Origin of the sequence: Burkholderia lata, from assembly GCF_902499025.1 — a bacterium.
In the GTDB taxonomy this organism is placed as follows: domain Bacteria; phylum Pseudomonadota; class Gammaproteobacteria; order Burkholderiales; family Burkholderiaceae; genus Burkholderia; species Burkholderia lata_C.
The window spans coordinates 36,553-47,741 of the sequence record NZ_CABVPW010000055.1; the positions used below are offsets into that span (position 1 = coordinate 36,553).

Annotated in this window: 10 protein-coding genes and 2 riboswitches; of the genes, 2 read left to right on the top strand and 8 right to left on the bottom strand. The window is 68.4% G+C overall.

The window, feature by feature from the left end; translation table 11 throughout:
* Positions 1–206: 206 nt before the first annotated feature.
* Complete coding sequence (gene vapB, locus BDI24065_RS36795; RefSeq protein ID WP_175035307.1) at positions 207–443, top strand: type II toxin-antitoxin system VapB family antitoxin; 237 nt, start codon at positions 207–209, stop codon at positions 441–443.
* On the top strand, positions 443–844 hold the full coding sequence (locus BDI24065_RS36800) for a type II toxin-antitoxin system VapC family toxin (protein ID WP_175035301.1): 402 nt from the start codon (positions 443–445) through the stop codon (positions 842–844). The genes vapB and BDI24065_RS36800 overlap by 1 nt, the downstream gene beginning before the upstream one ends.
* Positions 845–914: 70 nt before the next feature.
* Here the strand turns inward: BDI24065_RS36800 and BDI24065_RS36805 are convergent, their stop codons facing one another.
* From BDI24065_RS36805 to BDI24065_RS36840, 8 genes are all read right to left on the bottom strand, one after another.
* A complete protein-coding gene (locus BDI24065_RS36805) occupies positions 915–2,303 on the bottom strand; it encodes an L-serine ammonia-lyase (RefSeq protein ID WP_175035302.1) in 1,389 nt (462 codons plus the stop codon).
* Between the two features lie 30 nt (positions 2,304–2,333).
* Positions 2,334–3,470: an alginate lyase family protein gene (locus tag BDI24065_RS36810; protein WP_175035303.1), complete on the bottom strand. Its 1,137-nt coding sequence runs from the start codon at positions 3,468–3,470 to the stop codon at positions 2,334–2,336.
* A gap of 151 nt (positions 3,471–3,621) precedes the next feature.
* Positions 3,622–6,549, bottom strand: a complete 2,928-nt coding sequence (gene gcvP / locus BDI24065_RS36815) for an aminomethyl-transferring glycine dehydrogenase (RefSeq protein ID WP_175035304.1) — start codon at positions 6,547–6,549, stop codon at positions 3,622–3,624.
* 143 nt (positions 6,550–6,692) lie between these two features.
* Complete coding sequence (gene gcvH / locus BDI24065_RS36820) at positions 6,693–7,073, bottom strand: glycine cleavage system protein GcvH (RefSeq protein WP_174974486.1); 381 nt, start codon at positions 7,071–7,073, stop codon at positions 6,693–6,695.
* Between the two features lie 117 nt (positions 7,074–7,190).
* Positions 7,191–8,309 (bottom strand): glycine cleavage system aminomethyltransferase GcvT, encoded by a 1,119-nt coding sequence (gene gcvT, locus BDI24065_RS36825; RefSeq protein WP_174916748.1) that lies wholly within the window; start codon positions 8,307–8,309, stop codon positions 7,191–7,193.
* A gap of 84 nt (positions 8,310–8,393) precedes the next feature.
* Positions 8,394–8,527: riboswitch (glycine riboswitch) on the bottom strand.
* A 34-nt stretch (positions 8,528–8,561) separates the two neighbouring features.
* Positions 8,562–8,662, bottom strand: a riboswitch (glycine riboswitch).
* Positions 8,663–8,775: 113 nt separating this feature from the next.
* On the bottom strand, positions 8,776–9,138 hold the full coding sequence (locus BDI24065_RS36830) for a hypothetical protein (RefSeq protein WP_027788671.1): 363 nt from the start codon (positions 9,136–9,138) through the stop codon (positions 8,776–8,778).
* Positions 9,139–9,296: 158 nt separating this feature from the next.
* Positions 9,297–10,349: an oxidoreductase gene (locus tag BDI24065_RS36835; RefSeq protein ID WP_175035305.1), complete on the bottom strand. Its 1,053-nt coding sequence runs from the start codon at positions 10,347–10,349 to the stop codon at positions 9,297–9,299.
* 239 nt (positions 10,350–10,588) lie between these two features.
* On the bottom strand, positions 10,589–11,189 hold a 601-nt coding region (locus BDI24065_RS36840; RefSeq protein ID WP_175035306.1), incomplete at its 5' end, for an SGNH/GDSL hydrolase family protein.

Sequence of the window (11,189 nt, forward strand, 5' to 3'; positions counted from 1 at the left end):
TGAAAAATCAGGCGCTACGAATGTCGAGCCGGCTCGCTTGCCGTGGGCGCCGCGAATGGGGCCATATCCGGAATAAACAGAACAGCGTGCCGGCGTTCGCTTTCGAATCGATACCAGGGTGAGCGCACGTGTACACACATGGATATACATCGTCGGCCAAGCGGATATACTGTACATCCACGGTACATCCGGATGTTGGGGGCGACATGCATACGACGAGGGTATTTCGGAACGGCAACTCGCAGGCCGTGCGAATTCCTGCCGACCTGGCCTACGAACGCAGCGATATCGAACTGGAAATCGAGCGCATCGGCGACGAAATCCGTATTCGGCCGGCGCGGCGGCCGTTGACCCGCGTCCTCGAGAAATTCGCGCAATTCGGGCCGGATTTCATGGCCGAAGGGCGTGGCGGCCACGAGCAGGCCGAACGCGAGGGTTTGTGATGCCGCGCTACATGCTCGACACCAACATGTGCATCTACTTGATGAAAAGCCAGCCGGAGCAGGTCGCGAGACGATTTGCGCAGTGCTACACGGGGGACGTCGTGATGTCGGCGATCACGTACGCCGAGCTTGAGTATGGCGTCACCGCGTGCGCGAGCCCTGCGCGGGAGCGCAGCAACCTTGCCGCGCTGATCGAGGATATTCCCGTCGCGCCGTTCGACGTCGCGGCTGCGCAAGCGTACGGCCCGGTCCGCGAGGCAACCCGCGAGCGGAGGAAAGATCACCTCGACAAGCTGATCGCCGCTCATGCGGTGTCGCTCGATGTCGTCCTGGTGACCAACAACGAGCGGGATTTTGTGAGCTATCCGGGATTGCGGCTGGAAAACTGGCTGAACGATTGATCCGGGCCCGCGGGGCGCCCGATGGCCATGCGGGACGTTGGATCGTCCCGCATGACCATCAGGTCCGGCATCAGCACTCGACGATATTGACCGCCAGCCCGCCGCGCGACGTTTCCTTGTACTTCGTCTTCATGTCGGCGCCCGTCTCGCGCATCGTCTTGATCACCGAATCGAGCGACACGTAGTGCGAGCCGTCGCCGCGCAGCGCCATGCGCGCCGCGTTGACCGCCTTCACCGACGCCATCGCGTTGCGCTCGATGCACGGGATCTGCACCATCCCGCCGACCGGGTCGCAGGTGAGGCCGAGGTTGTGTTCCATCCCGATCTCGGCCGCATTCTCGACCTGCTGCGGCGTGCCGCCGAGCACGGCTGCAAGCGCACCGGCCGCCATCGAGCACGCGACGCCCACTTCGCCCTGGCAACCGACTTCCGCGCCCGAGATCGATGCGTTGAGCTTGTAAAGAATGCCGATCGCGGCGGCGGTGAGCAGGAAGTCGATCACGCCCTGCTCGTTCGCGCCGGGCGTGAAACGCGTGTAGTAGTGCAGCACCGCCGGGATGATGCCGGCCGCGCCGTTGGTCGGCGCGGTGACGACCCGGCCGCCGGCCGCGTTTTCCTCGTTGACCGCGATCGCGTACAGGTTGATCCAGTCGATCATCGACAGCGGATCCTGCAGCGCGCGCTCCGGGCTGCCCGTCAGCGTGCGGTACAGCTGCGGCGCGCGGCGCTTGACCTGGAACGGGCCGGGCAGGTTGCCGTCGGCCTCCGGGTTGCCGATCCCGCAGCCGCGCGACACGCACGACTGCATCACGGCCCAGATCTTCAGCAGGCCGTCGCGGGTCTCTTCCTCGGTGTGCCACGCGCGCTCGTTTTCCCACATCAGTTGCGCGATCGACTTGCCGGTCGACTCGGTCAGCGCGAGCAGCTCGGCGCCGGTGCGGAACGGGTGCGTCATCTGCTCGGCCGCGCTCAGCACCTTCGTGTTCGGCGCGCCGGCCGTCACGACGAAGCCGCCGCCGACCGACAGGTAGGTGCGCTCGACCAGCACGTTGCCGCTCGCGTCGGACGCGCGCAGTTTCATCCCGTTCGGATGCTCGGGCAGCGCCTGGCGGTAGAACGAGATGTTCTCCTTCAGCACGAACGGCACCGGATGCGTGCCGAGCAGCGCGAGCTGCTTCGATTTGCGGACGTCTTCCAGCCGCGCGTCGATCGTGTCGGGATCGACGGTGTCGGGCGCGTCGCCGAGCAGGCCGAGCATCACGCCGCGGTCGGTGCCGTGGCCCTTGCCGGTCGCGCCGAGCGAGCCGTACAGCTCGACCTTTACGTGGGCCGTTGCGTCGAGCTGCCCGTCGCGTTCGAGGCCCTGGACGAACATCAGCGCCGCGCGCATCGGCCCGACCGTATGCGAACTGGACGGACCGATACCGATCTTGAAGAGGTCAAAGACGCTGACTGCCATGTTGATTCCTGCCTTGCTATAAGAATAATGCTAGCGCGCCTGCAATGGCAGGCACGCGGCGAGCCATGCGGGCGGCGTTGGGGAAAGTTGCTGCGCGACGCGGGCATAGCGCCCGTCGAGCCGCGCGGCCAGATGAAACAATTCGGTGGCGCTTTTCGGCTCCCACTGCCCGGTGTAGCCCGGCAGGCCGGCCTCGCGGCGCTTCGCGTCGAACGGCACCGGCGAATTCACGAATTCCTCGTGAGTCTTCTCGCCGAGCGCGTACGGCACGAGCCAGTCGAGCGCAGCCGCGAGCGTCGCGCCGTTCGTGCCCCGCTCGCGCAGCCAGTTGCGGTTGAAGCGGCGCGCGGCGAGCGCGGCCGTCACCAGCGGCTGCAGGTCGTAGACCGCGTAGTGCAGTGCATCACGCTCCTCGAAGTCCCACGTCTTGCCGTCCGGGCCGATGTTGTCGGCGAGATGCTCGACGAACAGCCGCTGCGCGGCATTCATCATCTTGCGGTCGCCGAGCGTGAACGCGGACAGCGCGATCAGCTTGATCCGGTGGCTCTGCCAGTTGTTGCGCCAGGTGCCGGTGAGCGGGCGCTTCTGCGCATCGATCTGCGCGACATAGCCGGCGCCGAGCTTCGCGATGAACGCGGCCGTCGCGTTGCGGGTCTTCACCGGCAGCGCGCTCGCGGTCATGTCGTACGCGACGATCAGGCTGTCGAAGTGCGTCTCGTCGATCGGATTGAAGCTCGGCTGGTAGGTCGCGACCCACGCGGACAGGAAGCGGTCGACGAGCTGCAGGTAACGCGGCGCGTTCGTCACGCGCCACGCGAGCGCAGCATCGCGCATCAGGTCGAGATCCTTCAGCGCGGCGGCGCTCTGGTCGTAGATGCCTTCGTGCGGCAGCGTGCCCTCGGTGTGCACGCGCGCCATCGCCTTCGGCTGCTCGCCGATGCGCGCGTCGACGCTGCGGATCAGCGCCTGGACGCCCGGTTCGGCCTGCGTCGTCTCGCTCGCCTGCAGTGCCGGCGCCGCGCAGAAATTCATCGCCGCGCGCGCGCTGCCGGACGCGCCGAGACCGGCAGCGGCAAACGACAGCGACGCAACAAGCATCGGCACGACGCGGCGCGCGCGCGGCCGCCCTTGCATTGCACCATGGCCCGGAAACATCGGACGCACCATGCGGAACTCCTTCATTGGCTGGATCGCGTGTGATGTTAGCCGGATTGGCGGGCGAACGTGAACCGGTTCGAGCGGCGAACAAAAAAACCGCACGCAACCCCGGGTTGCGTGCGGTGCGGTCACCATCCGGCGGCTCCTGGCCTGGCGCGCGTTATGCGTATTCCGACATCGGCACGCACGAGCAGAACAGGTTACGGTCGCCGTAGACGTTGTCCGCGCGGCCGACCGGCGGCCAGTACTTGTTCGTGCCCAGCGATGCGACCGGGTACGCGGCTTGCTCGCGCGAGTACGCGTGCGGCCATTCGTTCGCGGTGACGACGGCCGCCGTGTGCGGTGCGTGACGCAGCGGGTTGTCCTCGCGGTCGGCGCGGCCTTCCTCGACTGCACGGATTTCGTCGCGGATCGCGATCATCGCGGCGATGAAGCGGTCGAGTTCTTCCTGCGATTCCGATTCGGTCGGCTCGACCATCAGCGTGCCCGGCACCGGGAAGCTCATCGTCGGTGCGTGGAAGCCGTAGTCCATCAGGCGCTTCGCGACGTCGTCGACGCTGATGCCGCTCGAATCCTTGATCGGACGCAGGTCGAGAATGCACTCGTGCGCAACCAGCCCGCCCGGGCCCGAATACAGCACCGGGTAGTGCGGCGCGAGGCGCTTCGCGATGTAGTTCGCGTTGAGGATCGCGGTTTCCGTCGCGGCGGTCAGGTTCTTCGCGCCCATCATCGCGATGTACATCCACGAGATCGGCAGGATCGACGCCGAGCCGTACGGCGCGGCCGATACCGCGCCGATGCCGTCTTCTTCGCGCGTGTAGCCGGTCGAACGCTGGTTCGGCAGGAACTTCGCGAGGTGCGCGCCGACCGCGACCGGGCCGACGCCCGGGCCGCCACCGCCGTGCGGGATGCAGAAGGTCTTGTGCAGGTTCAGGTGCGACACGTCGCCGCCGAACTGGCCCGGCGCGGTCAGGCCGACCATCGCGTTCATGTTCGCGCCGTCGACGTACACCTGGCCGCCGTGCGCATGCACGATCTCGCAGATCTCGCGGACGTTCTGCTCGAACACGCCGTGCGTCGACGGATACGTGATCATGATCGCCGCGAGGTCCTTCGCGTGCTCGTCGGCCTTCGCCTTCAGATCGGCGATGTCGACGTTGCCCTGCGCGTCGCATGCAACGACCACGACCTTCATGCCGGCCATGTGCGCCGATGCCGGGTTCGTGCCGTGAGCGGACGCCGGGATCAGGCACACGTCGCGATGGGCTTCGCCGCGCGATGCGTGGTAGGCGTGGATGATCAGCAGGCCCGCGTACTCGCCCTGCGAGCCCGCGTTCGGCTGCAGCGACACGGCCGCGTAGCCGGTGGCCGCGACGAGCATCTGCTCGAGCTGGTCGATCATCTCGCGGTAGCCGACGGTCTGGTCGGCCGGCGCGAACGGGTGGATGCCGCCGAATTCGGGCCACGTGACGGGCAGCATTTCCGACGTCGCGTTCAGCTTCATCGTGCACGAGCCGAGCGGGATCATCGAGCGGTCGAGCGCGAGATCCTTGTCCGACAGGCTGCGCAGGTAGCGCAGCATTTCGGTTTCGGAATGGTGGCGGTTGAACACGTGGTGCGTCAGGTACGCGCTCGTGCGCTCGAGGCCGGCCGGCAGCGCGGCGACGCCGGCGAGGCCCGCGTCCAGCGCGTCGACGGCCGGTGCGGTGCCGCCCGCGGCTTGCGCGAACACGGCGAGGAGATCGGCGAGGTCGTCGCGCGTCGTCGTTTCGTCGACCGACACGCCGACTTGCGTGTCGCTCACGCGGCGCAGGTTGATGCGTTTCGCCTTCGCGAATTCGTGAACCTGCGCGGTGCGCGCGCCGGTGTCGATCGTCAGCGTGTCGAAGAACGTGTCGTTGACGGTCGCGAAGCCGAGCTGCTTCACGCCGGCGGCGAGCAGCGCCGCGATGCGGTTCACGCGCAGCGCGATCGTCTTCAGGCCGTGCGGGCCGTGGTAGACCGCATACATGCTGGCCATGATCGCGAGCAGCGCCTGCGCGGTACACACGTTCGACGTCGCCTTCTCGCGGCGGATGTGCTGTTCGCGCGTCTGCAGCGCGAGACGCAGCGCGGGCTTGCCCTGCGCGTCGACCGTCACGCCGACGAGGCGGCCCGGCATCTGGCGCTTGAATTCGTCACGCACCGCGAGATACGCGGCGTGCGGGCCGCCGAAGCCCATCGGCACGCCGAAGCGCTGCGTGTTGCCGATCGCGACGTCCGCGCCCCAGTCGCCGGGCGGCGTGAGCACGGTCAGCGCGAGCAGGTCGGCCGCGACGACCACGTGGCCGCCGGCCGCGTGGATCGCTTCGGTGAGCGCGCGGTAGTCGCGCACGTCGCCGTTCACGCCCGGGTACTGCAGCAGCACGCCGAATGCATTCGCTTGGGCCGCGTCGGCGGCCGGGCCGGTCTTGACCTCGATGCCGACCGGCAGCGCGCGCGTGCGGATCACTTCGAGCGTTTGCGGCAGCACGTCGTCGGCGACGTAGAACACGTTCGACGTCGGCTTGCCGGTGCGCTGCAGCAGCGTCATCGCTTCGGCGGCGGCGGTGGCTTCGTCGAGCAGCGATGCGTTCGAGATCGCGAGGCCCGTGAGGTCGGCGACCATCTGCTGGAAGTTCAGGAGCGCCTCGAGGCGACCCTGGGAAATTTCGGGCTGGTACGGCGTGTAGGCCGTGTACCACGCCGGGTTTTCGAGCACGTTGCGCAGGATCACGGCCGGCGTGTGCGTGTCGTGGTAACCCTGACCGATATACGAGCGGAACACCTGGTTCTTGTCCGCGAGAACACGCAGTGCGGCGAGGGCTTCGGCTTCGCTCTTCGGCTGCGCGAACGGGCCGAGCGGCAGCGTTTCGACGCGGCGGATCGAGGCCGGGATCACGGCGTCGATCAGGGCGGCGCGCGACGGGAAGCCGAGCGTGTCGAGCATGGCCTGCTGGCTGGCGGCGTCGGGGCCGATGTGGCGTTCGGCGAACGCGTCGTGCGTTTCGAGCGCGGCGAGCGAGAGGGGCGTGCGGTTCATCAGGCGGTCCGGGTGTTCGAGCTTCATGGCGTTCCTTGGTCGGCCCGGGCTGGCGCGTCAGCGCCGACTCGGGCCCCATGCTGTGCGGTCGACCCGGGGCGGCGTCGTGACGCCGCCCCGGGTTCCGCGCGGGACAGGGAGGCTGACCCGCCCCGCGCGATTCAGGGGGATTAGTCGATCAGCTTGCTGTAGGCGGCGGCGTCGAGCAGGCTGTCGGTCGATGCGCCGGCCGCCAGCTTGATCTTGAACAGCCATGCGTCATACGCATCGCCATTCACGTCTTCAGGCGTGTCGACCACGTCCGTGTTGATCGCGACCACTTCGCCGGTCACGGGCGAGTAGATGTCCGATGCGGCTTTCACGGATTCGACGACGCCGATCGCGTCGCCTGCCTTGACCTGCGTGCCGACTTTCGGCAGCTCGAGGAACACGATGTCGCCAAGCGTGTTCTGCGCGTGATCGGTGATGCCGATCGTCAGCGTGCCGTCTGCCTCGGTGCGGATCCACTCGTGTTCGTCGGTGTATTTCAGCTCGGCCGGGACGTTGCTCATCGGATGCTCCTGATTAAAAGGGTTTGTTCGTTTTGCTGGCGCGCCGCCGGGCGCGCCGGGTGTGGTGTTGCGCCGGGCGCCATCTCCCGGCTTCCCGGGAGGCGGGCCTCCCGGCCGTTACGCAGCGAGGACCTTGCCGTTGCGCACGAACGGCAGTTTTACCACGCGCGCGGGAAGATTCTTGTCTCGAATTTGCACCTGGACCAGGTCGCCGATCTGGACGGCCGCCGGCACGCGCGCGAACGCGATCGATTCCTGCATCGACGGCGAGAACGTGCCGCTCGTGATCTCGCCTTCGCCGTGCGGCGTGACGACCTTCTGGTGTGCGCGCAGCACGCCGCCGGCCTTGCCGTTTTCCTTCTGCAGGATCAGGCCGACGAACGCGGCGCGGGTGCCGTTGGCTTCGAGTGCGGCGCGGCCGACGAAGTCGCGCGGCGCGGTGAGGTCGACCGTCCATGCGAGGCCCGCGTCGAGCGGCGACACGGTGTCGTCCATGTCCTGGCCGTACAGGTTCATGCCGGCCTCGAGGCGCAGCGTGTCGCGCGCGCCGAGCCCGCACGGACGCACGCCGTTTTGCTGCAGCGCGTTCCACAGCGCTTCGACGTGCACGGCCGGGACGATCACTTCGAAACCGTCTTCACCGGTGTAGCCGGTGCGTGCGACGGTGAGGTCGCCGAACGGCGTGCCGGCGACCTGCGCAGCGTTGAACGGCTTCAGTTCGCTGGTGGCGGCGCGTGCGGCGGGCACGGTCGACCAGGCTTTTTCGCGTGCGTTCGGGCCTTGAACGGCGACGATCGCGAAATCGCGGCGCGGCGCGATCGTGACGCCGAAGCCGCCTTGCTCGTTCAGCTGGTTGAACCACGCGATGTCTTTCTCGGCCGTGCCGGCGTTGACGACGACGCGGAAGAATTCTTCGGTGAAGTAGTAGACGATCAGGTCGTCGATGACGCCGCCCTGCGGATTGAGCAGGCACGAGTAGAGGGCCTTGCCGGGCGTCTTGAGCTTGCCGACGTTGTTCGCGATCGCATGCTCGAAGAACGCGCGCACGCGGCTGCCGGTGAAATCGACGACGCACATGTGCGACACGTCGAACATGCCGGCGTCGGTGCGCACGGCTTCATGTTCTTCGATCTGCGAGCCGTAGTTGACGGGCATGTCCCAGCCGCCGAAGTCGACCATGCGGGCATTGAGCGCGCGGTGCGCGGCGTTGAGCGGGGTGTGATTCAGTGCAGTCATCGAGGCCTCAGGCAAGGCGCTTGCGCGCGGATCAGAACGGCCATGTGCCGACCACCGCGGCCGATGGCCTGCGAGCGATCCGGTACATGCCCCTCTGTCCTCGATACCTGAGAGATTGCGCTGCCGGCCAGGCCTGGCGAACGCGCGCCCCTTCGGTGGGCAGCTTGCCCGCGCAGCGGATGCGCTGCGGGCTACTGCCGCTCTCCAGAGTGCGGGGAGAGTGTGGCCCGCGCAATGCGCGGACGGGATTCCCCGACGCGGTCGGTCCTTTTGCCTGAGAGTTTGCGGGTGTGCCCCTTCGGCGGCGCAACCGGCTGAAACAGCCTGGTTACACGCTCTCCCGACGCGTGCGGGCGACTGTACGCGAGCGGGTGGGCCTTGTCAATTTGAGCAAAAGAATGTCGCTTCGCGACAAGCGGCGGCAACCGGTGCCGCCGCTTTTTGCGCTCCGGCGGGCGCCGGTGCGTTACTCGCCGATCGCGCGCGCGGCCGTGTCGAGTTCCTGATTCAGCACGCGCTGCTCGTCGCCGGACAGGCCGCCGCTATGTTGCGCGGACATGTCGTTCGCTTCCTGGCGGATCACGTCGAGGCGGTGATGAAGCTGCGCGCCGTAGGGCGGCGGGTAGTAGCCGCCGTTCACGCGCGCATCGATGCGGCGGTGCAGGTTGTCGATCCGGCCCTGGATCTGCTGCATCCGCTCGTTCGCGACGACCTGCGGATTGGGCCGCGGCGGGGGGGCCGGGCGGACCGGCTGCTGCGGCTGCACGATACAGGCCGCAAGCGAGGAAACCAGGACGCAGCACGCTGCTGCGCGAATCAACCGTTGCATCAACATTCTCCTGACGGATTGGTGTCGGATCGACTTTTTTGAGAAACGCATCAGACCGGTCTACCGCTGACTTTCGTTCCCCCGGCATTTGTAACCGAATGTTCCGGCTGATCCAAGCGCACGTGCGCCGGCCGGCCGTTGCCGGCCGGCTTGCACGGTCAGATCGTGCGGCGCACGAACGGCAGCCGGCGGCCGTCGTGCTCGCTCTGCGCGGCGAGCTCGATGATCGTCATCACGTCGACGGCGTCCTGCGCGGTGACGGGGAACGGCGCGCCGTCGCGGATCGACGCGGCGAGCGCGCGGTAGAACTCCGCGTACTGGCCGTCGAGCGTCGGCACCGGGCGCTCGACTTCGACTTCGCCATCGAGCACGCGCAGCAGGCCGGGCGGGTTGCCGCCGCCGAATTCGACGTCGTCCGCGGTGAGGCCGGCCTTGAGCTGGTCCTCCTGCGTATCGAGCCCGAACTTCTGGTAGCTGCCGCGCGTGCCGTGCAGCGTGAAGCGCGCGGGCTCGATCGCCGACAGCGCGCTCGCATGCAGCGCGATGTCCTTGTCCGGATAGCCGAGCTGCAGATGCACGAAATCGGGCGCCGTACCGTTGTCGCGGCGCGTCTTGACGGTCGCGCCCACCGTTTCCGGCAGGCCGAACAGCGCGAGCGCCTGGTCGATCAGGTGCGGGCCGAGGTCGAGCAGCAGGCCGCCGCCGCGAGCGGGCTCCTCGCGCCAGCGCGTGCGAGGCGTCGGCCGGAAGCGGTCGAAGTGCGACGCAAAACAGGTGAGCCGGCCGAGCTCGCCCGATTCGACGATGCGGCGCACGGTGAGGAAATCGCCGTCCCAGCGGCGGTTGTGGAACGGTGCGAACAGCCGGCTGCGCGCGTTCGCGAGCCGTGCGAGCGCGAGCGCCTCGTCGGCGGTGAGCGTGACGGGCTTGTCGACGACCACGTGGCGGCCGGCTTCGAGCACCTGGCGCGCGAGCGCGAAGTGCGTGTCGTTCGGCGTGGCGATCACCACGCACTCGATGTCGTCGAGGCCGAGCAGCGTGTCGAGATCGGGGACGACGCGCGCGCCCGGGTACGCAGCCTGCGCGCGATCGGGCTGCCCCGTCGCGATCGCGGCGACTTCAGTGCGGCCGCTCGTGGCGATCACGGGCGCGTGGAACGTCGCGCCGGCGAAACCGAAACCCATCAAACCAATCCTGAGCAATGACGACATGGCAATCCCTGGCTGCGAAGGAAACTAACGGATGGTGCGCCGAGACGGCGCAAAGACGACCGGCTATTTTGGCATGGCGCCGCCGCTTGCACTGGCGCGTTCGGGCGAAACGCACGGTGCGATGCGGCGTTTGCGCAAGGAAAGCCGGCATTTTGCGCGGGCCTGCCTGCCGCCCGCGCGGGGTGGCCCGCTGGCCGGTGCGGTGAACGGCCGGTGCACGGGCGCCGTGCTGCGCGCCGTCATGCGCGTGCCCGCCGCCGCACGGCGGCGGCGACCTGCGCGGCCCACGCGGCGCAGGCGATTGCACCGGGGTGGAAGCCGTCGGAGGCCATCAGGTGGCGCTCGAGCGGCAGCTCGACACGCAGGAACGTGCAGTGCGGCTGCGTGGCGGCCCACCCGGCGAGCGCCGTGTTGAGCCGTTTCGCGCGCAGCCCGAGATACCACGCGAGCGGCTGCGGCAGCGCCGGAAAGCGCTCCATCGGCGGCACCGCGGACAGGATCGCGTGCCCGACCCGGAAACGCGCGGCCAGCAACCGGACCAGCTCGGCCTGCTGCGCTTGCCAGCGGGCCGGCGGCACGCCGCCCGTCACGTCGTTGACGCCGAGCGACGTGACGGCCACGTCGAACGGCTCGGCCGGCTCGGCGGCGAGCCAGTCGACGAGCTCCCGGGTGGTCAGGCCGGTGCGCGCGAGCAGCTTCCAGCTCACGCGGTGGGTGGCCGCGAGCGCGTTCGCCAGCTGCCCGGACAGCGCGTCGCGCTGCGTCGCGACGCCGACGCCCGCGGCGGCCGAATCGCCGACCACCAGCACGCGCAGCGGCGGGCCGTCGCCCGCCACGCCG